This is a genomic window from Achromobacter ruhlandii, from assembly GCF_002082135.1.
Lineage (GTDB): Bacteria > Pseudomonadota > Gammaproteobacteria > Burkholderiales > Burkholderiaceae_B > Achromobacter > Achromobacter ruhlandii.
In genome coordinates this window covers 1,949,126-1,971,421 of sequence record NZ_CP017433.1, presented here as the reverse complement: position 1 = coordinate 1,971,421, position 22,296 = coordinate 1,949,126, and the positions used below count along the sequence as shown (strand labels likewise).

Here is a 22,296-nt window from a genome sequence, read left to right as displayed (position 1 = left end):
CCAGGAGGCCAGGTCCCCGCGGAGCCGGCTAAGGGAGCTCTGGTTGTCGAGTCGCGATGGATCGGGCATTGAGGTTCTGGCGATGCACGCATTTGGCGAAAGTCCTGGTGAGTGTGCCCCGATTCTCGGCCAAACGCCACGGGTTCTCTTGAACGCAAACGACATCGACAGCGGCATCCTGCATACCTATACTGCGCACTCATGGATCTGACGCCTGCCCACTTTTCTTGCCCCGAGCCGCTCAGCCGCGCGCCATTGGCGACGCACGGCGCCCGCCGCCCGCGCAGCCACCTTCATGTGGCCCCGCCTGGCTTGCAAGGCGCCGTTGCCGCGATTCTGTGGCGCGACACGCGCGGGGCCCATCTGAGCGACGCTCAGCGCCTGACACACCTTCCCGCCTCTCCGATGGTAAGCCTGACGTGGTTTCAAGACGTCAATGCGGGTCGGATCGAGCAAACAGAGACAGGACCGAAGTGGCGGCCCTTGAACTCCCCGATCGTATTGTCGGGAAGTCATTCGAATCCCTCCGCTTGCTGGGCACCGGCCGCCGGTCGCACTGGAATGATCTGCTTTGACGCGGGCGCGGCGCAAGCGCTGTTCCAGATCGACCTGTCCGCCATTCAGGACGAGATCGTTGATGCGCGCGACCTGCTCGATAACTCATGGCATGCGCTATTCGAATCGATCCTCGCGGCAGACAGTGAAGCCGCCTCGCTCGCTGCAATTGAGCGTCATGTCTTGCCGCGCTGGCGCTCGTGCGGCCATTCCGGCTCGGCACTGGCGTCGCTACGCGACGCTGGGCGTCAGTGGGTCAGACAGCTCACTTGGCTAGCCTACAAGTGGCGGCGGTCGCACAGCCCACGCCACGTGGAGCGGCGTATCAAGGCGTACAGCGGCCGCTCATTGCGAGAATGGCAATCCCTCGTCAAGACCGAAGGCTTGTTCTTCAATGCCCGCGCACAATTCGAGGCCGGAAGGTCTCTGGATTGGGCCGCAATCGCTCACGACGAAGGCTTCGCCGACCAAGCGCATTTGAGCCGCGCGGTGAAACGCATCACAGGCTTTTCGCCCTGCGAATTCGCGCGACGATTCGCAGAGGATGAATCGTTCTGGTTGTACCGGCTATGGGTGTGATGGACCTTTGGCTGACCGAGACCTATCGGCGCTCCCAGCTCAGCGCGGCGGCCAGCGCCAGCGACGCGGCCATGGCCAATGAAGCCGCTGCAAAAGCCAGCCGCACGGCCTGCGCGCTTGCGCCATCAGGCGCGATCGCGATGAACAGACCGCCGAACACCGCCACGCTTACCGCGGCGCTGATCTGCAAGGTGGCGTTCACCAGGCCCGAGGCCAGCCCCGCCCAGCGTGTTTCCACATGGTCAACGTTCAGGCGCACCAGCGCGGGAAGGGCGATGCCTTGCCCCCCGCCAATCAGGAACAAGGGCGGCGCGAGCCAGGACGACGCCCCAGCGAAAGCCAGCGCCGCTACCATGAGCAGGCCGAGCACCTGCAGCACCATGCCGAACCCGGCGGTGCGCGAGCCCATACGCCGGGCGATGCGCGGGCCGCAGAACGGGCCGAGGAAGAACCCGATGCCAAGCGGCAGGATGGCCAGGCCGGCCGTCAACGCATCATGGCCGAGGCCGGCGTGTTCGTACACGGCGAACACCAGGAAGAACGCAGCCAGCGCATAGAAGAAGAACGTTGATGCCAGACTGCGTCGCAGTCCTCGCGCGGCCAGAAGCGAGGGCAGAACCAGCGGCGTTCCGCCGGCGCGCTCCTGTGCCTTCTCATGCCGCCAGAAGATCCACAACAACGGCACGCTCAAAGCCAGCGGCGCCGTGCACCACCACGGCCAGCGGTGTTGCTGTCCTTCGATAAGCGGAACCACGAGCGCCAGCAGGCCGCCCGCCAGCAGCATCGCCCCTTGCACGTCCAGGCGCGGCGAGCGTTCGGCCCGGCTTTCACGCAGCAGTCTCATCGCGGCTGGAATGGCAAGCATGATGATGGGAAGGTTGATCAGGAAGACGCTGCGCCACCCCAGCCCCCATGGACTGGTCGAGACCAGCACACCCCCCAGCAGTTGGCCGCCCACGGACGCCAGGCCGAATGTGGCGCCGTACAGGCTCAACGCGCGGTTCTTCTCGCTTGGCGGAAAGATGGCGTGGATCGACGCCAATGATTGCGGCGCCATGATCGCGGCCGATATCCCTTGCAGCAGTCTGCCGGCGATCAGCATGCCCGGCGACGGCGCCAGGCCGCACAACGCCGACGCGGCGCCAAAGCCGAGCATGCCCGCCATGAACACGCGCTTGCGGCCATAGAGGTCTCCCAGACGCCCGCCCAGGATCAGGGTGACGGCATAGGCTGCCGCGTACACCGAGATCACCAGCTGCGAGACGTCGGAGGAAGCTTGCAGGTCCGTCCGTATGGCGGGCAGCGCCACATTGACGATGAAGAAATCCAAGGGCGGCAGGAGCGTGCCCGTCAACAGGACGGCCAAGGCGAGCCAGCGACGAGCGTCAGGGGCCGGCGTCGCGGTGGCCTGAGTAAAAGTAGTCATGGTGCGATTCTTCAGGGCGCGGCTTGCAAGGGCGCGCGGCCGGTTGAGCATGGAGCCGCATGATGATCCAAACAATATTGTTCGGGTACTGACATTCCTGTATATTTTTTGAACATTTTTGTACGGGAAGGCTTGGCATGGAATGGAACGACGTCCGCATCTTCCTGGCAGTCGCCCGCGGCGGCTCCTTCGGCGAGGCCGCCCGGGCGCTGGGCGTGAGCCATCCGACAGTGGGCCGCCGGATCAAGGTGCTGGAGGACGAAGCCAGGCAACCGCTCTTTCGTAGAACAAAGGACGGACTGGTCCTCACGGATGCCGGCGACACCGTGCGAGCGCTGGCGGAGTCCATGGAGGATTCCGCGCTGTCCATGGAAAGGCGCCTGACCGGCAATGACCAACGTCTTGAAGGCATCCTGCGGATCTCGTCAGCGGACTGGTTCGCGGGCTACGTCCTGGCGCCCGTCCTGGTCGAGCTGACGCGCCGTCATCCCGCTGTCGTGCCGGAAGTGATTGCAAGCCATCGGTTGCTCGATCTCTCGCGCCGGGAGGCCGACGTGGCCTTTCGCATCGTGCCGTTCAACGAACCGGATATCGTTCAGCGCCGCCTGATGCGGATTTCATATGGGGTGTATGGGTCGATGGCAACCGCCCAGGCATTGGGCGATGATCCCGCATCCGTCGGGGTCATTCTCATGAATACCGCGCAATCGCATTTCCCCGACGTGGCCTGGGTACTGGAACGGTTTCCGCGCTGCCGACGCGCATTCACCAGCACCAACCGTTCGGTCCAGGCGCAGATGTGCCTGAGGGACATGGGCATCGCGGTGCTGCCCAGGGCGCTCGGTGATGCGGTGCCTGGATTGCAGCGCATCCACACGCCCGATCAACCGCCAACGCGGGACATCTGGGTAGGCTATCACCAGGATCTGCGGCACATGGATCGCTTGCGGGCGATGCTGGACATCGCCGACATGATGCTGTCTGAATCCTCCAGCGCGGCACATTCCCCCGGGGCCTGAACGCGGGATCGGCGAATGCGCGCGCATGCCTTGCGACGCGCATGCATATTCTGAAATGGCTGGAGCGATTCGCCTTTCGAGCCGATCAGACCGGCGCGCATGCGCTGCGCAGGATCCTCTCAAGCTGCGCCGCCCCCGGGGACGGGCGGCGCCGATCACCCCCAACTGATCGCGATGATCCCGACCAGCACCACCACCGCGCCCGCGATACGGCGGGCAAGATGGTTTTCGCGGAAAAGCCAGTACGCGAGCAACGCGCCGACAATGATCGATGACTCGCGCAAGGGCGCGACAAGCGCCACCGGCGCGCGCTGCATGGCGGTGAGAACAAGCAGGTAGGCCAGCGGGGAAAACACGGCCACGATGAGGATCGGCACGCGATCGACGCGCAGGGCGGCGGCAATCCGATGGCGGCGGCGCAGCGCGAGCGGGGTCAGCGCCAGGCCCTGCAGCAACAGCGTGCCGGCGTAGTAGCTCACGGGCGCCAAGTGCCACGAGGTCATCGAATAGCTGTCCCACAGCGTGTAGCTGGCGATGGCGGCGCCGGTCGCGGTGCCCCACAGCAAGCCCGGCAAGGGGCGCTGGCGCTGGCCGCTGAACGGATTGCCGGTGACGACGAGGATGCCCGCGACGATGAGAAGCGCGCCCAGCACGGCAACCGTATCGATCCGCTCCCCCAGCAGGAACACGGCGAACAACATCGTGAGCATCGGCCCCGTGCCGCGGGCCACCGGATAGACGACGCCCAGTTCGGCGCGGTCGTATCCGGCCTGCAGGGTCAGGGAGTAGGCGATGTGCAACGCCGCCGAGACGGCCGCGCCCGCCGCGAGCCGCCCATCGAAGGCCTGCTGGCCCGACGCCATGAGGACGAGCGCGATCGGAAGACACCACAGCGCCGACACGCAGGTATAGGCCCAGACGAACAGCAGGGTGTCCCCCCGCTTGTACTTCGAGGCCAGGTTCCAAGCCGCGTGGGCCATTGCCGCGACAAGAACCATTGCGACAACGGCGGGCGGCATCAGGAGAGATCGGGCAGGTCGATGCCCGCGCGCTCTGCCTTGCGGCTGCGCTGCGGGTCGCGCAGGGCCAGGGCGGCCACCAGCGCGTCGATGACAACCAGCTGAGCCAGCCGGCTGCCCGCCGCGGCCATCTGCGCCGGCAGGGGCGCGCCGCCGACGACCAGCGCGATATCGGCCAGGTTCGCCAACGGCGTGCCGTACTGGTTGGTGATGGCGATGAGCGCGGCCCCGGCGGAGGTCGCCGCATCGGCGATGGCCAGCGTGGTCTCGGTGCGCCCGGTCGAGCTGACCGCGATCACCGCATCGCCCGGGCCGAGCAGACGCGTCGCGATCATGGCCGACAGGTGGTCCTGGATACCGAGGGTCATCACGCCAACCGCGCGCAGCCGGAACACGGCATCGGCGGCGACCGTCGCGGACGGGCCCGCCCCGAATGCGAGCACCTGCCGGGCGGACAGGATCTTGCCGACCGCCGTGTCGAATGCGGCGAGGTCAAGGGCGCCGCCCAGCGCCGTCAGGGCGTCGGCGCCCGCGCGGATGGAAGTCTGCAGCACGGCGGCCGACGGCGCGTCCGCGGCCAGCGCCTCAGGCGGCGCGAAGAACCGGGTCGTGCCGCGCGCGCGAGCGATCTCCAGCTTGAGCTCGGTGAAGCCGCCGAAGCCAATGGCGCGCGCGGCGCGGACCACGCTCGGCGGCGACACGCCGGCACGGGCGGCCACCTGCGCCGCCGTGCTGGCGCCGACGAACAAGGGATCGGCAAGCAGAAGCGCGACCACCTTCGCCTCGCTGGCGGCAAGATCGCCACAGCGGGCCTGAATCGCGCCGATCCATTGCCCGAGCCGTCCCTCGCTTTCTGAAATTTCATTACCGTTACTTGATTTCATGTGTAATATATTACTTAACCTCCCCCGAACACGCAAGCCCGCGCGCGCAGCCGTTTCGCGCCGCCGCCATTGAAGGTCCCTCCATGGATACAGAAAACCTTGCGTCCGTTGCTGTTGTCGGCCCGGGCGCCATCGGCACCACGATCGCCGCGGCGCTGCATGAAGCCGGCCGCGCGCCGCTGCTGTGCGGCCGCACACCGCGCGATCATCTGGCGTTGCAGGCCGGCGACCGCCACATCACCGTTCCCGGTCCCGTACTGGCGGATCCCGCGCGGCTTGAACGCACGGTCGATCTCGTGTTTCTCGCGGTCAAGGCAACGCAGACCGAGGCCGCCGCGCCCTGGCTCGCCGCGCTGTCCGGGCCGCGCACCATCGTGTGCGCGCTGCAGAATGGCGTGGAGCAGGTGGAACGGGTGAGCCCGCATTGCCCCGGCGGGCGGGTCGTGCCCGCCATCGTCTGGTTTCCCGCGCAAGCGCAACCCGACGGGTCGGTGCGGCTGCGCGGCGAGGCGCGCCTGAGCGTGCCGGACATCCCCGAGTCCCGGGTGATCGTCGAGGCGCTGCACGGCACCCGCTGTCTGGTCGAGCGGGCCGCGGATTTCAGATCCCTGGCGTGGCGCAAGCTGCTGCAGAACGCGGCGGCGGGGCTGATGGCGCTTACCCAGCGCCGCTCGGGCATGTACGCCCGGGCCGACATCGCGGCGCTCACCCTGCGCTATCTGCGGGAGTGCCTGAGCGTGGCGCGCGCCGAGGGCGCCGCGCTGGGCGACGAGGTGCCGCGGGCGATCCTCGACAAATTCCTGGCGTCGCCCGCCGACATGGGCACCTCGATCCTGGCGGATCGCGAAGCCGGCCGGCCGCTCGAATGGGACATCCGCAATGGCGTGGTGGCCCGCCGCGGCCGGGCCCACGGCATTCCCACCCCCATCAGCGACGTCGTCGTGGCGCTCCTGGCGGCGGCCAGCGACGGCCCGGGCTGACGCTCACGCCACGCGCCCGTGGCCGACGCGCCGCATTAGCGCCCCCGGCCGCCGCGCCGAATCAGCGCGCCTGGACCTGGGCGCCGCCCTTCGGATCTCGCGCGCCATGGCCGAACTTGTCGCGGTAGGCGGCGGGACTGGTCAGCACGATGCGCCGGAAATGCCTGCGCATCGACTCCTCGGATCCGAAGCCGGCCAACTCGGCGATGCGGCCGATCGGCAGGGGCGTCTGCGCTTCAAGCATCTCGCGCGCCGCGGCCACGCGTTCGCGCACCAGCCATTCATACGGCGCCATGCCGGTGGCCTCGTGAAATTGCCGTTGTAGCGTGCGCGGACTCATCGCCGCCCGCTCCGCCAGCGCGCGCAACGTGTGCGGCAGCGCGGCATGCTGGCGCATCCAGTCCATCAGCCTGGCCAGGCGCCCGCTGTCGTCCGGCGGCATGGGACGCGGCACGAACTGCGCCTGCCCGCCCTCGCGGTGCGGCGCCACGACGAGCCTTTGCGCGACCCGGTTGGCCACGGCGCCGCCGTAGTCGCGCCGCACCAGGTGCAACAACATGTCCAGCCCCGCGGCGGAACCCGCCGAAGTGATGATCTGCCCTTCGTCGACATAGAGCGCGTCCGGCTCGACACGCACGCGCGGATAGCGCTGTTGCAGCTTTTCGGCGTAGCGCCAATGCGTGGTCACCGTCTTGCCGTCCAGCACGCCGGCCGCCGCCAGCACGAATACGCCGGAGCAGATGGAGCAAAGCCGGGCCCCGCGCCGGTAGGCCTGGCGGATCTTCTTGAGCAATGCCTCGGGCGGCGCTTCGTCCGGGTCGCGCCAACCCGGCACCACGATCGTATCCGCGCGATCGAGCCGCTTGAGCGCGTAGGGCGCGACCACCGTGATGCCGCCCGCGGCGCGCAACGGGCCGGGCTCGCTCGCGCAGACCGCGAAACGATACCAATCCACGCCCAGCTCCGGACGTTCGAGCGCGAAGAGTTCGGTCACGCAGCCGAATTCGAAGGTGCAGAGCCGGTCGTAGGCCAATGCGACCACGAGATGATTTTCCATGGCGCAATGTTACCGGTATTTGTCGATTACGCCACTTACCGGCATCGCCGCCCGAGGCCAGAATGACATGCCTGGATCAATGCTCCAGACACTTACTTCACCGCACGAACCACTCAGGGTTGAAACATGCCGACCACCAATGCCGTTAACACCATCCCCGCCGCCGACGCCGCGACCGCGCTCGGCCATTTCCGCGCCGCGCTGCAATTCGAAACCGACTGTTCCGATGTGGCCAGCGCGCTCGCGACAGGCACGCCCGGTTTTGTCCTGCTGGATGTGCGCAGCCCCGCGCTGTACGCGCAGGGCCACGTGCCGGGCGCGCGCAACCTGCCCCACGGCAAGATCGTCGAGTCGAAACTGGCGGACTATCCCGCCGATACGCTGTTCGTCACGTACTGCGCGGGCCCGCACTGCAATGGGGCGACGCGCGGCGCGTTGCGCCTGGCGCAACTGGGGCGGCCGGTGAAGGTCATGATCGGCGGGGTGACCGGATGGCGGGACGAAGGCTTCAGTCTCGCCACGTCCGCCGCCTGACGCGCGGCGGCTGGCGAGGTCACAGTTCGTTCAAGGACTTGGCGCGCAAATGCTGCGCCAGGAAATCCAGCAGCGACCGCACCTTGCCGGCCATGAGCCGCTGGTGGGTCATCAACGCGAACACCGGCCGTGGCGGGGTTTCCGATTCCGGCAACAGCACTAGCAGGCGGCCGGCCGCGACGTGATCGGCGATGGCCCAGGCGGGCGCATGGACGATGCCGGCGCCGGCCGCGGCGGCCGTGACCACGCCGTCAACGGTATTCGAGCGCATGCGAGTGGGCACCCGCACGACGGTGGGCCTGCCCTCGTGCATCAGGGTCCAGGCGTCGTCGGTCGCCAGATGGCTGTACACCAGGCCGTCATGCTGCGCGAGATCGCGCAGGCCGCGAGGCGTGCCACGCCGCGCCAGGTAGTCGGGCGCGGCGCTCAATACCCAGCGGATGGATCCCAGGCGCCGGGCGACGAGGCTGGAGCTGGGTTGCTCGCCCACCAGCACCGCGAGATCGATGCCTTCCTCCAGCAGGTTGACAGGGCGGTCCAGCAAGTGCAGGTCGAGCGTGACCTTGGGATGCAGCACCAGGAACTTCGCCAGCAACGGCTGCAGGTGCACGCGCCCATACAGCGTCGGCGCCGTGACGCGCAGCCGCCCCGAAGGCTCGGCGGCATCGACCCGCATGCTGCTTTCCAGTTCGTCCATCTCGGCCAGCAGGCGCTTGGCCTCGGCGTAATAACGCTGGCCGGCCTCGGTGAGCCGCAGGACCCGGGTCGAGCGCACCAGCAGCCGGGTGCCGAGGCGTTCCTCCAGCGCGCTGATGTGGCGGCTGACCGAGGCCAGGGAGACCCCGCTGACGCGCGACGCGCCGCTGAGACTGCCCTGGTCCACCGCCGCCACCAGCAGCGCCATGCCTTCCGATCGGTTCACCCTGCCCTCGCTTTGCGGCCCTTTCCGCCGCGAATCCTAGCGGCTCCAGTATTTCATATCTGCAAGGCTGCTTTACGGATTTTGCTATTCACCGCAAGAATCGCCGCTTCCATACTGGGGGCCGTTTTTTCAACCGTATGCCGCGATGTCCCTGCCAGCCACGCCCCCCTCCTCTACCCTGTCCCCTGCCGCGCGCCGCTACGCGATGCTGGCCGTGTCGCTGTCGATCTCCATGGCGACGCTCGATACCTCGATGACGAATACGGCGCTGCCATCGATGGCGTCGCAACTCGGCGTGAGCGCGTCCGATGTGATCGGGGTGGTCACCATCTATCAACTGGTCATGGTGGCGACGATGCTGCCGCTGGCCGCGCTGGCGGGAAAGATCGGGCACCGCCGGGTGTTCCTGCCGGCGCTGTGGCTGTTCCTGGCCGCCTCGGTCTGGTGCGGCGCGGCGCAGTCGCTGTGGTCGCTGGAGGCGGCGCGCGCGGCGCAGGGCCTGGCCGCGGCGGCGCTGATGGGCTGCAACATGGCGCTGGTGAGCGCAATCTACCGCAAGGAGGAGCTGGGCCGCGGCATGGGCCTGAACGCCATGATCGCGGCGGCGTCACTGGCCGGCGGACCGGTGCTGGCGTCGGCGATGCTGACCGTGCTTAGCTGGCACTGGCTGTTCTACGTGAATGTGCCCTTCTGCCTGGTGGCGCTGGCGCTGGCCGGCAGGCATCTGCCGCGCGCACCGGGCGATGGCAAAGCGCTGGATGCGGGCGCGGCGCTGTTGTGCGCGCTGGCGTTCGGGCTGGCCGTGCTGGGCCTGGAACGCGCGGCCCAGCCGGATTGGGGCACGGCCCTGGTCTGGGCGTTCGGCGCGCTGAGCTGGGCGCTGCTGCTGCGCCGCGAACGCCTGAGCCCGCACGCCATCGTGCCGCTGGACCTGCTGCGCCTGCCGCCGTTCTCGCTGGCCGTGCTGGTCTGCGTGCTGGCCTTCGCGGCACAGGGCGCGGCCATGGTGGCGCTGCCCTTCCTGCTGAACCTGACGCTGGGGCGCGACATCGCCGACGTGGGCATGCTGATCGCGCCCTGGCCGGTGATGGGCGCCTGCCTGGCGCCGTTCTCGGGCAAATGGTCGGACCGCATGTCCGCCAGCCTGCTCGGCGCGATCGGGCTGGCGCTGCTGGCGGCGGGCCTGCTGGCCGTAAGCCGACTGCCGGCCGGGGCGCCGATGTGGGCGGTGATGCTGCCCATGGCGCTGTGCGGCACGGGCTTCGGGCTGTTCCTGTCGCCCAACCAGCGCTTCATCATGTTCAGCGTGCCGGCCCACCGCGCCAGCGTGGCCAGCGGCCTGTCCGGCCTGGCGCGGCTGCTGGGCCAGACGATGGGCGCGGCCTTCGTGGCGGCGTGCTTTGTCTTCAGCCCCCGCGGCGGCGCCACCTGGGCCTTGTGGGTGGCGGTGGCGTTCGCGATGGCGGGGGCCCTGGCCAGCGCCGCGCTCGAGCGCCTGGCGCGGCTGGGGCGACGGACCGTGCGGACGACGCCTGCCCGCCGCGCGCGCGCCCGGTAGGATGGCTGCGCGGTTGGCTCAGGGCATCAAACACGTCTTCATCGGTAGCGTGGGAGGCGGGATGACGCTCCAGGCACGGCGATGGCGCATGGGCGACGCGGCATCGCCGCCACGGCCATCGGCGACCAAAAAGTGATCTCGCATCGCGGGCACGCCAATTGCTGGTTGCGGCATCCGTTCATGCCGCCTGCCACCCATGCCCGACATCGCGTCCTCCCCCCTGCCCACGTTCTCTCTCGACCGCCTGCGGGCCCTCCTGGCCGACATCGGACCAGACGTTGAACCGGCGGGCGTGCTGCGCGCCCTGGTGCGCGCCGGTTGCGACCGCCTGCCCCTGCCCGGCCATGGCGAGACCCTGACGCGATGGCGCGCGCTCGCCGCGGTGGCGGCCGTCGACCTGTCGCTGGCCAAGTGCTTCGAGGGCCACACCGATGCCCTGGCGATTCTGGCGGAACTGCGCGGGCCGGCCGCGCCGGCGGGCAGCATCTGGGGCGTCTGGTGCGCGGAGCCGCCACGCCAGCGGCTGACCCTGACGCCCGCGGCCGATGGCGGTGTGACGCTGCAAGGCACCAAGGCATGGTGTTCGGGCGCCAACGGCGCCAGCCATGCCATCGTCAGCGGCTGGACGCCGGCCGGCGCGCCGTGGCTGGCCGCGGTGGCGCTGGCGCAACCGGGCGTGACGATCCGGCCCGGCGGCTGGGCCGCCCCCGCCATGCGGGGCAGCGGCACGGCCAGCGTCGCGTTCGACCAGGTCAGGGCGCTGCCGGTAGGGGCGCCCGGCGCCTACGTGGACCGGCCCGGTTTCCTGCACGGGGGCGCTGGCGTCGCCGCCTGCTGGTACGGCGGCCTGGCGCGCATCTTCCAGCGCCTGCAGGCCGGTGCCGGCGACACGCCCGGCAATCCCTTTCGCCTCGCGCATCTGGGCGCGGCCGATGTGGCGCTCGGCCAGGCCCGCTGGGCCTTGCACGCGGCGGCCGCGGCCATCGATGCCGACCCGAGCCATGACTGCAGGCTGGAAACCGCCCGCGCCCGGCTGGCGGTCGAGGCCGCGGCCGAAGACATCCTGGGGCGGGCGGCGCGCGCGCTCGGCGCCGGCCCGCTGTGCCAGGACCGGGCCTTTGCCCAGGCCATGGCCGACCTGCCGCTCTACATCCGCCAGAGCCACGCCGAACGCGACCAGGCCGCCCACGGAGCGGTGGTGGCCGGCGCGGGAGAATCGGCATGGACGCTCTAGCCCGCCATTTCGACGCCCTGTACCGTGCCAGCGACGACCCCTGGCACGTGCGCGATGCGTGGTACGAATGCCGCAAGCGCGCGCTGCTGCTGGCAAGCCTGCGGCTGGCCCGCTACGACCACGCGCTGGAAGCGGGCTGCGGCAACGGCGGCATGACGGGCGCGCTGGCGGCGCGCTGCCGGCGCGTGACCGCGGTCGACCTTTCCCCGGCCGCCATCCGCCGCTGCCGCGCCCACCTGGCAAGCCAACGGGCGAGCGGCGTGCAAGCGCTGGCGTTGCGGCTGCCGGACGCCTGGCCCGCCGTTCCGCCCGGCGGCTTTGACCTGGTGGTGGTGTCGGAAATGGCCTATTACCTGGACGACGACGCGCTGGCGCGCTTCCTGGCCCGCGTCCGCGCCAGCCTGCGGCCCGGCGGCGAACTGGTGGCCTGCCACTGGCGCGGCGCCTTCAACGACCGCCGGCAGGACACCGAGGCGCTGCACGCCGCGCTGGGCGCCTTGCCCGGCCTGGCGCCGCTGCTGGCGCATCAGGAACCCGAATTCCGGCTCGATGCCTGGGCCCTGGCCCCCGACACGGAAAACACCGCCCCATGATCGGCATCTGCATCCCCGCCCACAATGAAGAACGCCACATCGCCGCCTGCCTGCGCGCGGTCACCCTGGCCGCGCGCCATCCCTTGCTGGGGGACGAGCCGGTGCGCATCGTCGTGGTGCTGGACCATTGCCGCGACGCCACCGCCCGGCTGGCGGCCGCCTGGCCGGTGCAGCGCCTGGCCATCCGCGCGCGCAACGTCGGCATCGCCCGCGCCACGGGATCGCAGTTCCTGCTGGATGCCGGGGCGCGCTGGCTGTCGTACACCGACGCCGACACCATCGTTTCGCCGCGCTGGCTGGTGGACCAGCTGTCGCTGAACGCGGAAGTGGTGTGCGGCACGGTCGGCGTCGCCGGCTGGGCCGCGCACGGCCGCAATGCCGGCGCGGCGCACAGCCACTTCGTCTCCCGCTACCAGGACCGGGACGGTCACCGCCATGTCCATGGCGCCAACCTGGGCATCGCCGCCCACGCCTACCGCCGCAGCGGCGGCTTCGCGCCCCTGCCTTGCAGCGAGGACCAGGCCCTGGTCGACCGGATGGCGCAGGCGGGGTTCACGATCGCCTGGACCGCCCGGCCGCGCGTCATCACCAGCGCCCGGCCCTATTCCCGGGTGGAAGGCGGCTTCGCCACGGCGCTGCGCGCGGCGGCGGCGGCGGCGGGCGTGCCTGACTGCCCTGTCCCGCCCCCGGCGTCGCCAGGCTGAATCACCCGCGCGGCGTGTTGCGCCCAGGCCGTTGCCGGTCCTCAATCGGCAGCGGGCAACCCGTACCTGGTCCGCGCTTCACGCTGGTACTTTTCGCGGATCGCGGCCAGGCGCTCCAGTTCGGCGGGATCATTGACCGTGGCCATCATCCGCACCCACTTGCCGCTTTCCTGCGAGTACTGGTAGGTGTTCAAGCCGTATTCCTTCAGGATGGCCTGCGGGTCCTTGCCCGCCCGCACGCCCGCGCTCATGTCCGCCTGCAGGCGCGCATAGTCGTCATAGGTAGCCAGCTTGCCCTCCACCTTGGGTTGTTCGGCGGCGTTGGCGAACCGTCCCACGGCCGGATTGGCGAAGACTTCGCCGTAACGCATGAACGTGGGCGAACCGGGATCGCGCCGCTTCAGTTCCTCGACGAAGGCGGCATCGGCCTGCTTCCACTGGCCTTCGTCCACCTTCAGGATTTTCAGCACGCCGTCCAGGGGCTGATTGTTGGCCAGACGGGCATTGCCCGCGGCCCACTCTTCGAAGGTGATGCCGTTGACCGGCGCAGGCAGTCCCTCCTGGGCCTGCGCGTGCATGGCCAGCAAGAGCAAGGCCGCGGCGACGGCTTGGCGGAACGGGTGTGCGTGCATGGCGGGTGAACCTCATGGGGAAGTGGGCGAACGGGGCTCCGGCGCGCCGGGACCCGCCCGCCGCGCGGCCAAGCCAGTGTCGACCAATCGCCGAAAAGCCGTCAACCGGATGCGCCATGACCAAGCGCAACAGATCTCTCAAGACGCAACCGGCAGCGCATCGCGCGCGCCTGCCTTACGGCAGGTTCTCGCGCAGGATCACCTGGCTGCGGTTCATCTCCACCCCGCTCATGGGGCTGCGCTTGTCGCGCACGTTGCAGAAGATGCGCACGCAGCTCATCAGCGCCTCGACCGGGCTCTGCGTGATGACGGCGTCCATGGTGCCGTCGATCAGCAGCGCCCGCGTGTCGGGCGTCAGGCCGTGGCCGATGAACACCACCCGGTGCTGCAGGCCGGCCTCCTTCAGCGCCCGCGCCACGCCGTCGGAGGCACCGCCGATGTTGTAGATGCCGGCAAGCTGCGGGTATTGCTCCAGCAGCTGGCGCGTCTGCTCGTAATTGCGCTGCGCGTCGTCGTAGCCTTCGCGCAGGTCCACCACCTGCATGGCCTGGAACTGCTCGGCGTACAGCTGCAGGAAGCCGCCCTCGCGCTCCTCGTGAGCGCGGTAGTGGCGCGAACCGGCGATCAGCGCCACGTGCGCGGCGCGCGGGCCGATGAAGCGCGCGAGCAGGTAGCCGGCGGTGCGGCCGGCGGCGCGGTTGTCCAGGCCCACGTAGGCCACGCGGGCGCTGTTGGCCAGGTCGGAGATCAGCGTCACGGTCGGCACGCCCTGCTGCGCCAACGCGTTGACGGCCTCGCGCACCACCGGATGCTCCAACGCCATGAAGGCGATGCCGTCGGCGCGCTTGCCGTGATGCAGCAGCGCCTGCGCCAGGGCCTCGGGGTTGAAGCTCTCGACGTAATCCACCTGGCAGCGCGCGTTGAGCGGCGCGAAGTGCTCGTGCGCGTAGCTCACGCTGTCGCCCAGCATGCGCAGGAAGCGGTTGCTGCCGCGCGGCAGCAGGATCACCAGCCGCATGGGCTCGGGCGCCATCGCGGCGTAGAGATCCGCCTCGGGCAGGTAGTCGAGCTCGGCGGCGGCCTTGAGCACGCGTTGCGCGGTGCTGTTGCGCACGCCGGGGCGCCGGTTCAGCACGCGGTCGGCCGTGGCGGTGGACACGCCGGCCTGCGCCGCGACCTCGGCCAGGGTCGCCAGCTTGCGTTCGCGAATGGGCTTGTTCACATCAAAAACCATCATTGTTGGGGTTTGACGATGCGGGCGCCGGTTCACTATTGTCCGTCATGCCTCAGCGCGTTGGACTTCTGCGGCACCTCAAAAAACATCATAACCAAGATTCTGGAGACAACCATGAAGCTGCTCACCCGCCGCAGTGCCTTGCGCCGCCTGTGCGCCCTTCCCGCCGCGGCCGCCCTGGGCGGCGGGTTCCCGTTGATCGCCCGGGCCGCCGACTATTCCCTCAAGTACGGCAACAACCTGCCCGTCTCGCACCCGCTGAACATCCGCGCCCAGGAAGCCGCCGACCGCATCCTCAAGGAAAGCAACGGCCGCGTCGACATCAAGATCTTCCCCAACAACCAGCTGGGCGGTGACACCGACATGCTGGCCCAGGTGCGTTCGGGCGGCATCGACTTCTTCACGCCGTCGGCGCTGGTGATCGCCACGCTGGTGCCGGTGGCCGCCATCAACGCCGTCGGCTTCGCCTTCAAAGACTATGGCCAGGTCTGGGGCGCCATGGACGGCGCGCTCGGCGCCCACGTCCGCGCCGCCATCGCGCAGCGCCGCCTGTATGCCTTCGAGAAGATGTGGGACAACGGCTTTCGCCAGACCACCAGCAGCAAGGCGCCGGTGACCCGCGCCGCCGACATGGACGGCCTGAAGATCCGCGTGCCGGTCAGCCCGCTGCCCATCTCGATGTTCAAGGGCCTGGGCGCGGCGCCGGCCAGCCTGCAGTTCAGCGAGGTCTATTCCTCGCTGCAGACCAAGGTGGTGGACGCGCAGGAAAACCCGCTGCCCATCATCCAGGTGGCCAAGCTGTACGAGGTGCAGAAGTACTGCTCGCTGACCAACCACATCTGGGACGGCTACTGGTTCATCGCCAACGGCCGCATGTGGGAAGGCCTGCCGCAGGACCTGAAGACGGTGGTGGCGCGCGGCATCAACGAGGCCGGCCTGGCGCAGCGCGAGGACATCAAGAAGCTCAATGCCTCGGTGCAGGCCGACCTGGAAGCCAAGGGCCTGACGTTCAACCAGCCCGGCGCCGACAGCTTCCGCGACCAGCTGCGCAAGGCCGGCTTCTACAGCGAATGGCGGCAGCGTTTCGGCCAGGAGGCCTGGGGCCTGCTGGAGCAGGCCGTCGGCAAGCTCGCCTGAGGCCGCGCCCATGTCCTCGCTCTCTTCTTCCCACGCCGCCGCGCCCGCGCTGCCGGCCCATCCGCTGCGGCGCGCCGGCGAGGCGCTGGACGCGGCGCTGGGCGGCCTGGTCGAGCTGGCGGCCGCCGCCATCGTGCTGATCGAGATCCTGGTGCTGTTCGCCGGCGTGGTGGCGCGCTACGTGTTCCACAGCCCGCTGGTGTGGTCCGATGAGCTGGCGTCCATCCTGTTCCTGTGGCTGTCGATGCTGGGCGCCGTGGTGGCGCTGCGCCGCGGCGAGCACATGCGCATGACGGCGCTGGTCAACCACATCGGCCCGGCGCGGCGCGCGCAGCTGGAGGCTGGCGCGCTGGCCGCCTCGCTCGCGTTCCTGTTCCTGATCCTGGCGCCGGCCATCGAATACGCGCACGAAGAGCACTTCATCATCACGCCCGCGCTGGAGCTGAGCAACGCCTGGCGCGCCGCCGCCATTCCGGTCGGCATGGGCCTGATGGCGGTGGTGGCGCTGCTGCGCCTGCTGCGCACCCAGACCGTGCCGCACCTGCTGCTGGCGCTGGCCGGCGCGGCGGCGATGGTCGCGGCGTTCTGGCTGGCGCAGCCGCTGTTCACGGGGCTGGGCAAGCTCAACCTGGTGATCTTCTTCGTCGGCATCGTCGCCGCCACCGTGTTCGCGGGCGTGCCGATCGCGTTCTCGTTCGCGCTGGCGACGTTCTCCTACCTGGCGCTGACCACCAACACGCCGATGCTGGTGATGGTGGGCCGCCTGGACGAAGGCATGTCGCACCTGATGCTGCTGGCGGTGCCGCTGTTCATCTTCCTGGGTTCGCTGATCGAGATGACCGGCATGGCGCGCGCCATGATCCAGTTCCTGGCCAGCCTGCTGGGCCACGTGCGCGGCGGCCTGTCGTACGTGCTGATCGGCGCCATGTACCTGGTGTCGGGCATCTCCGGCTCGAAGATCGCCGACATGGCGGCAATCGCGCCGGTGCTGTTTCCCGAGATGCGCAAGCGCGGCGCCAAGCCGGGCGACCTGGTGGCGCTGCTGTCGGCCACCGGCGCGCAGACCGAGACCATTCCGCCGTCGATCGTGCTGATCACCATCGGCTCGGTCACCGGCGTGTCCATCGCCGCCCTCTTCACCGGCGGCCTGCTGCCGGCCGTGGTGCTGGGGCTGGCGCTGTGCTCGGTGGTCTGGTGGCGCTACCGCAAGGAAGACCTGAGCCTGGCGCAGCGCTTCGCGCCGCGCGAGATCGGCCGCTTCTTCGTCATCGCCCTGCCGGCCGTGGCGCTGCCCTTCGTGATCCGCGCCGCGGTGGTCGAGGGCGTGGCCACCGCCACCGAGGTCTCCACCATCGGCATTGTCTATTCGGCGGTGGTGGGCGCGCTGATCTACCGGCGCTTCGACCTGACGCGGCTCAAGCCCATGCTGATCGAGACCGCCTCGCTGTCCGGCGCCATCATGCTGATCGTGGGCTGCGCCACCGCCATGGCCTGGGCCCTGACGCAATCGGGCTTCTCGGGCGACCTGGCGCGGCTGATGGCCGGCATGCCGGGCGGCAGTTACGGTTTCCTGGCCGTGTCGATCGTGGCCTTCATCATCCTGGGCAGCGTGCTGGAAGGGATTCCCGCCATCGTGCTGTTCGGGCCGCTGCTGTTTCCGGTGGCGGCGCAGGCCGGCGTGCACGAGGTGCATTACGCCATGGTGGTCATCTTCGCCATGGGCATCGGCCTGTTCGCGCCGCCCTTCGGCGTCGGCTACTACGGCGCCTGCGCCATCAGCCGGGTCGATCCCGACGAGGGCATCCGCCCGATCTGGGGCTATATCGCCGCGCTGCTGGTCGGGCTGGTCATCGTTGCCGCCTTCCCCTGGATTTCCATCGGTTTTCTCAAATCCGCGTCCTGAACGCCGCGCGGCCCATCGCGGGCCGCGCCCCCGCCACTTCCCACACAAGAATCCATCATGAGTCGTTTCCTGGGCGAGATCCGCCAACTCGGTTATGTGGTGCCCGACATCGAGGCCGCCATGGACTACTGGAGCCGCACGCTGGGCGTGGGCCCCTGGTTCTACAACCCCAAGGTGCCCATCGTGAACTACCGCTATGACGGCGCGCCCTACGAGCCGCACAACTCGGTGGCGCTGGCCAATTCGGGCTTCGTGCAGGTCGAACTGATCCAGACCCGCAACGACGTGCCCTCGATGTACCGCGACTTCCTGCGGGCCGGCCGCACCGGACTGCAGCACGTGGCCTACTGGACCCAGGACTACGACGCCGACCTGGCGCGCCTGCTGGCGCAAGGCTTCGTGCCGAAGATGCAGGGCGAGGTCGGCGAGAACGGCCGCTTCATCTACTTCGACACCGAATACCACCCCGGCACCGTCATCGAGCTGTCCGAGGTGGCCGGCCCCAAGGGCCGCCTGTTCGACCTGATCCGCGACAGCGCGCGCGACTGGGACGGCCGCGATCCGGTGCGCCCCTTTCCCGATCTGGCACGGCTTTGAAACCGGCCCCGGAACCCATCCATGAACACCCAAGTCATCCGCGCCACCTACCTGATCGAAACCCCGCTGGACCCGGCGCGCGTCGCCGAGGTGATGGCGGGCGAGCAGTCCTGCGGCACCTTCACCCGCGTCGAGGGCGAGACCGACGAGCTGCGGGCGCGCGCCCGCGCCCAGGTCGAATCGGTGCAGGAACTCGAATCCACCGGCCACGCCAGCCTGCCCAATGCCTGGCTGGCGCGCCAGCCGGGCGGCCTGCCGGCCACGCTGCGCCGCGCCCGCGTGCGCATCGCCTTTCCGGTCGCCAACATCGGCCCCAACCTGCCGACCCTGGCCGCCACGGTCGGCGGCAACCTGTACGACCTGGGCGAAGTGACCGGCCTGCGGCTGGAACGGCTGGAACTGCCCGCCGACTACCGCGCCCAGTTCGACATGCCCCGCGTCGGCGTCGCCGGCACCCGCCAGCTGACCGGCGTGGACCGCGGCGCGCTGGTGGGCACCATCATCAAGCCCAACGTCGGGCTCTCGCCCGAGCAGACCGCGCACCTGGTGGCGCGGCTGTGCGCGGCGGGCGTGGACTTCATCAAGGACGACGAAGTCTGCGCCAACCCCGCCCATGCGCCGCTGGCGCAGCGCGTGGCCGCCGTCATGGCGGTGGTGCGGGCGCACCGCGAACGCACGGGGCGCCAGGTCATGGTGGCCTTCAACATCACCGACGAAACCGACGCCATGCGGCGCCACGCCGACCTGATCGAGCGCGAGCAAGGCAGCTGCGTGATGGCCAGCCTGAACTGGTGCGGCTATTCCGCCATCCAGACCCTGCGCCGCCACACCCCGCTGGCGCTGCACGGCCATCGCAACGGCTACGGCGCGCTGTCGCGCCACCCCTTGCTCGGCATCGGCTTCCAGGCCTACCAGACGCTGTGGCGGCTGGCCGGCGTCGACCACATGCACGTGCACGGCCTGCAAGGCAAGTTCTCGCAGCCCGACGCCGAGGTCGTGGAGAGCGCCCGCGACTGCCTGGCGCCGCTCACCCCCGGCATCGACGACGCGGTGATGCCGGCGTTCTCGTCCGGCCAGTGGGCCGGCACGGTGCCCGCCACCTGGGCCGCGGTGCGCACCGACGACCTGCTGTTCATGTCCGGCGGCGGCATCCTGGCGCATCCGGACGGCCCGGCGGCTGGCGTGCGGAGCATCCGCCAGGCGTGGCAGGCGGCGCGCGCCGGCCAGGACCTGGCCGCCTTTGCCGCCGAGGCCCCCGAGCTGCGGCGCGCGCTGGAACACTTCGGATCGCGCGCATGACGGAGGGCCCCGCCCGCGCGCCGCGCGTCGCCTGGTATGGCGACGACTTCACCGGCGCCACCGATACCCTGGCGCACGTGGCGCTGGCCGGCTGGCGCAGCCTGCTGTTCCTGGGCGTGCCGACACCGCGGCAGCTGGAGCGCGCCGGCCCGCTGGACGCCATCGGCATCGCCGGCGCGGTTCGCGGCATGGCGCCCGACGCGATGACGGCGGAGCTGCGCATGGCTGGCCGCTTCCTGGCCGCCACCGGCGCCCGCATCCTGCACTACAAGTGCTGCTCCACCTTCGACAGCGCGCCGCACGTGGGCAGTATCGGCGCGGCCGTGACCGAGCTGCGACGCCACGTGCTCAACCCGCTCGTGCCCATCGTCGGCGGCCAGCCCGGCATCGGACGCTATTGCAGCTTCGGCAACCTGTTCGCGCGCGCCGGCGCCGCGCCCGAGATTCACCGCATCGACCGGCACCCGGTGATGCGCGCGCACCCGGTCACCCCCATGGCCGAGGCCGACCTGCGGCGCCACCTGGCCTTGCAAGGGCTGGCCGACATTGCCTCGCTGCCGCACACCGGCTATCCGCCGCTGCGCGCGCCGGCCGACCTGCGCGCGGCCGACGAATGGATCGACGCGATTCTCGACACAGCCGACGGCCCCTTGCTGCTGGACCTGGTCGACGATGAGCAACTGCCACTGATCGGCCGGCTGCTGTGGCGCGCCGCGTCGGTGCTGCCGCTGCTGGCGGTCGGCCCCAGCAGCGTGCAGCAGGCGCTGACGCGCGCCGCCGGCCTCGGCCCGGCGCTGTCCCCGCCCGCGCTGGCGCCCGCCGAGGGCCCGGTGCTGGTGGTGGCCGGCAGCCTGTCGCCGGTCACGGCCCGCCAGATCGCCGCCTGCCAGCGCTATGCGCGGCAGCCCTTGAACGTGGCCCGCCTGCTGGGCGACGCCGCCTATGTCCACGCCTGCATCCAGGACGCGGCCGCGGCGCTGGCCCAGGGGCGCAATGTGCTGATACACACCGATGCCCCGGACCAGGCCCTGTCGCCGGACCGGACCGCCGCCACCGCCCGCGCCACCGGACAACTGGTGGCCGGCATCGTCCATGCGAGCGCGGCCCTCGGCCGCAGGCTCTCGCGCCTGGGGATCGCCGGCGGCGACACTTCCAGCCAGGCTGCCCTGGCGCTGGGATTGTGGGGCCTGGGCTTTCACGGCACGCTGGCGCCCGGCGTCACCGTCAGCGTGGCGCGCGGCGACGATCCGCTCACCGATGGCCTGCAACTGATGCTCAAGGGCGGGCAGATGGGCGGCGACGCGCTGTTCGACGATCTGGTGCGTGGCGTCTGAAGCGGGCTGACGGCGTCAGTACGGCGCATCGATGGCGCGCGTGACGCGGCATGGCCCCGCGTGTGGCGACTACGCCGCGCTGGGCTCGCGCGTCTTGGCGACCGCGACCGACAGCGTGGCCGGCAGCGCCACGCCGTTCTTGACGGCCAGGATCTCGGCCATGATGCTGACGGCGATCTCGGCCGGTGTGCGGCTGCCGATGAAAAGGCCGACCGGCGCCCGCAGGCGCCGCAGCGATTCCTCGGTTTCGTCGAAGTGCTCGATCAGCCGCTGGCGGCGCAGGTCGGTATTGCGCCGCGAACCGATCGCGCCGACATAGAACGCCGGGCTGTGCAGCGCTTCCAGCAGGGCCAGGTCGTCCAGCTTGGGATCGTGGCTCAGCGCCACGATGCAGGTGCGCGTGTCCGGCCGCAAGGCGCGCACGGCATCGTCGGGCATCTCGGTGGTCAGGTGCGCGCCGGGCACCGACCAGGCGCCCAGGTGCTCCACGCGCGGATCGCACAGCGTGACCGCGAAATCGTTGAACAGCGCCATGGTCGCCACATACTCGGCCAGCGCGCCGGCGCCGATGAGCAGCATGCGGTACTGCGGCCCCAGCGTGCTGGACAGCGTGGCGCCGTCGAAACGCAGAGCTTGCGGGGCGTCGGCCGGCGCCTGCCGCACCGCGCCCGTCGCACAGTCGACCGTGCGCTGCATCAACTGCCCCGCTTCCAGCTGCCGCACCAGGGCGTCCAGCGCGGCCAGGTCGGGATCGAACTCCAGCAGCAGTTCCAGGGTGCCGCCGCACGGCAGGCCGAAGCGGTGCGCATCGTCGGCATGGACGCCGTAGCGCACCAGCTCGGGCGCCGAACGCGGTATGCCGGCGCCGCCATGGGCGCGGGTATAGCGCAGCACCAGATCGTCCTCGATACAGCCGCCCGAGACCGAGCCGACGCAGCGGCCGTCCTCGCGCAAGGCCATCATCGAGCCCGCCGGCCGCGGCGACGAACCCCAGGTGCGCGCCACGGTGGCCAGCAGCACCCGCTCCCCCGCCGCCGCCCAATCGCGCGCCGCGCGCAGTACGCGTACGTCCACACTTTCCATTCAACCCCCTCCC

At 70.1% G+C, this 22,296-nt stretch carries 21 protein-coding genes; 13 read left to right on the top strand and 8 right to left on the bottom strand.

All coding sequences use genetic code 11. The annotated features are described in order from the left end of the window. Positions 1-201: 201 nt before the first annotated feature. The gene (locus AruCF_RS08970) at positions 202-1,134 is read left to right on the top strand and encodes a helix-turn-helix domain-containing protein (RefSeq protein WP_063570251.1); all 933 of its coding nucleotides are present in this window, start codon (positions 202-204) and stop codon (positions 1,132-1,134) included. 22 nt (positions 1,135-1,156) lie between these two features. Here the strand turns inward: AruCF_RS08970 and AruCF_RS08965 are convergent, their stop codons facing one another. Next, entirely contained in the window at positions 1,157-2,560 is a 1,404-nt protein-coding gene (locus tag AruCF_RS08965; protein WP_063570355.1) for an MFS transporter, read from the bottom strand. 137 nt (positions 2,561-2,697) lie between these two features. Here AruCF_RS08965 and AruCF_RS08960 point away from each other — a divergent pair, with 137 nt between their 5' ends. Then, positions 2,698-3,579 carry a LysR family transcriptional regulator gene (locus AruCF_RS08960; RefSeq protein WP_063570250.1) on the top strand — a complete coding sequence of 294 codons (882 nt, stop codon included), beginning with the start codon at positions 2,698-2,700 and terminating at the stop codon, positions 3,577-3,579. A gap of 155 nt (positions 3,580-3,734) precedes the next feature. On the opposite strand, the gene AruCF_RS08955 is transcribed toward AruCF_RS08960, so the two are convergent. Beyond that, a complete protein-coding gene (locus AruCF_RS08955) occupies positions 3,735-4,598 on the bottom strand; it encodes a DMT family transporter (protein WP_063570249.1) in 864 nt (287 codons plus the stop codon). Further along, the gene (locus AruCF_RS08950) at positions 4,598-5,482 is read right to left on the bottom strand and encodes a MurR/RpiR family transcriptional regulator (protein ID WP_054417384.1); all 885 of its coding nucleotides are present in this window, start codon (positions 5,480-5,482) and stop codon (positions 4,598-4,600) included. The genes AruCF_RS08955 and AruCF_RS08950 overlap by 1 nt, the downstream gene beginning before the upstream one ends. A gap of 83 nt (positions 5,483-5,565) precedes the next feature. Here AruCF_RS08950 and AruCF_RS08945 point away from each other — a divergent pair, with 83 nt between their 5' ends. Beyond that, the gene (locus AruCF_RS08945) at positions 5,566-6,462 is read left to right on the top strand and encodes an oxidoreductase (RefSeq protein ID WP_063585471.1); all 897 of its coding nucleotides are present in this window, start codon (positions 5,566-5,568) and stop codon (positions 6,460-6,462) included. A gap of 61 nt (positions 6,463-6,523) precedes the next feature. Here AruCF_RS08945 and ftrA read toward each other — a convergent pair whose 3' ends face one another. Beyond that, a complete protein-coding gene (ftrA, locus tag AruCF_RS08940) occupies positions 6,524-7,519 on the bottom strand; it encodes a transcriptional regulator FtrA (protein WP_083036624.1) in 996 nt (331 codons plus the stop codon). A 126-nt stretch (positions 7,520-7,645) separates the two neighbouring features. Between ftrA and AruCF_RS08935 the strand changes: the two genes are divergently transcribed. After that, the gene (locus tag AruCF_RS08935) at positions 7,646-8,053 is read left to right on the top strand and encodes a rhodanese-like domain-containing protein (RefSeq protein WP_054417381.1); all 408 of its coding nucleotides are present in this window, start codon (positions 7,646-7,648) and stop codon (positions 8,051-8,053) included. Between the two features lie 19 nt (positions 8,054-8,072). Here the strand turns inward: AruCF_RS08935 and AruCF_RS08930 are convergent, their stop codons facing one another. Beyond that, positions 8,073-8,975, bottom strand: coding sequence for a LysR family transcriptional regulator (locus AruCF_RS08930; RefSeq protein WP_063582650.1), 903 nt, complete (start codon positions 8,973-8,975; stop codon positions 8,073-8,075). Between the two features lie 145 nt (positions 8,976-9,120). Between AruCF_RS08930 and AruCF_RS08925 the strand changes: the two genes are divergently transcribed. The 4 genes from AruCF_RS08925 (at position 9,121) to AruCF_RS08910 (ending at position 13,064) form a co-directional block, all read left to right on the top strand. Next, positions 9,121-10,533: an MFS transporter gene (locus AruCF_RS08925; RefSeq protein WP_254431181.1), complete on the top strand. Its 1,413-nt coding sequence runs from the start codon at positions 9,121-9,123 to the stop codon at positions 10,531-10,533. A gap of 196 nt (positions 10,534-10,729) precedes the next feature. Further along, on the top strand, positions 10,730-11,767 hold the full coding sequence (locus tag AruCF_RS08920) for an acyl-CoA dehydrogenase family protein (RefSeq protein ID WP_083036621.1): 1,038 nt from the start codon (positions 10,730-10,732) through the stop codon (positions 11,765-11,767). Then, positions 11,755-12,360, top strand: coding sequence for a class I SAM-dependent methyltransferase (locus tag AruCF_RS08915; protein WP_083036619.1), 606 nt, complete (start codon positions 11,755-11,757; stop codon positions 12,358-12,360). The genes AruCF_RS08920 and AruCF_RS08915 overlap by 13 nt, the downstream gene beginning before the upstream one ends. Then, positions 12,357-13,064, top strand: coding sequence for a glycosyltransferase family 2 protein (locus tag AruCF_RS08910; RefSeq protein ID WP_083036617.1), 708 nt, complete (start codon positions 12,357-12,359; stop codon positions 13,062-13,064). The genes AruCF_RS08915 and AruCF_RS08910 overlap by 4 nt, the downstream gene beginning before the upstream one ends. 41 nt (positions 13,065-13,105) lie before the next feature. On the opposite strand, the gene AruCF_RS08905 is transcribed toward AruCF_RS08910, so the two are convergent. Together AruCF_RS08905 and AruCF_RS08900 are read right to left on the bottom strand one after the other, a co-directional pair. Continuing rightward, the gene (locus tag AruCF_RS08905) at positions 13,106-13,696 is read right to left on the bottom strand and encodes a DUF6620 family protein (protein ID WP_083036615.1); all 591 of its coding nucleotides are present in this window, start codon (positions 13,694-13,696) and stop codon (positions 13,106-13,108) included. 175 nt (positions 13,697-13,871) lie between these two features. After that, positions 13,872-14,933 (bottom strand): LacI family DNA-binding transcriptional regulator, encoded by a 1,062-nt coding sequence (locus AruCF_RS08900; RefSeq protein WP_063582642.1) that lies wholly within the window; start codon positions 14,931-14,933, stop codon positions 13,872-13,874. A 111-nt stretch (positions 14,934-15,044) separates the two neighbouring features. Here AruCF_RS08900 and AruCF_RS08895 point away from each other — a divergent pair, with 111 nt between their 5' ends. The 5 genes from AruCF_RS08895 to AruCF_RS08875 are packed head-to-tail and all read left to right on the top strand — an operon-like array spanning position 15,045 to position 21,200. Then, on the top strand, positions 15,045-16,067 hold the full coding sequence (locus AruCF_RS08895) for a TRAP transporter substrate-binding protein (RefSeq protein WP_063582641.1): 1,023 nt from the start codon (positions 15,045-15,047) through the stop codon (positions 16,065-16,067). Between the two features lie 10 nt (positions 16,068-16,077). After that, the gene (locus tag AruCF_RS08890) at positions 16,078-17,970 is read left to right on the top strand and encodes a TRAP transporter large permease (protein WP_063585460.1); all 1,893 of its coding nucleotides are present in this window, start codon (positions 16,078-16,080) and stop codon (positions 17,968-17,970) included. A gap of 57 nt (positions 17,971-18,027) precedes the next feature. Then, positions 18,028-18,567, top strand: coding sequence for a VOC family protein (locus AruCF_RS08885; protein ID WP_054417369.1), 540 nt, complete (start codon positions 18,028-18,030; stop codon positions 18,565-18,567). 21 nt (positions 18,568-18,588) lie between these two features. Next, positions 18,589-19,866 carry a ribulose-bisphosphate carboxylase large subunit family protein gene (locus tag AruCF_RS08880; protein WP_059271735.1) on the top strand — a complete coding sequence of 426 codons (1,278 nt, stop codon included), beginning with the start codon at positions 18,589-18,591 and terminating at the stop codon, positions 19,864-19,866. Continuing rightward, on the top strand, positions 19,863-21,200 hold the full coding sequence (locus AruCF_RS08875) for a four-carbon acid sugar kinase family protein (RefSeq protein ID WP_083036614.1): 1,338 nt from the start codon (positions 19,863-19,865) through the stop codon (positions 21,198-21,200). The genes AruCF_RS08880 and AruCF_RS08875 overlap by 4 nt, the downstream gene beginning before the upstream one ends. A 69-nt stretch (positions 21,201-21,269) precedes the next feature. On the opposite strand, the gene AruCF_RS08870 is transcribed toward AruCF_RS08875, so the two are convergent. Continuing rightward, positions 21,270-22,283 (bottom strand): XdhC family protein, encoded by a 1,014-nt coding sequence (locus AruCF_RS08870; protein WP_063570235.1) that lies wholly within the window; start codon positions 22,281-22,283, stop codon positions 21,270-21,272. Positions 22,284-22,296 lie beyond the last annotated feature (13 nt).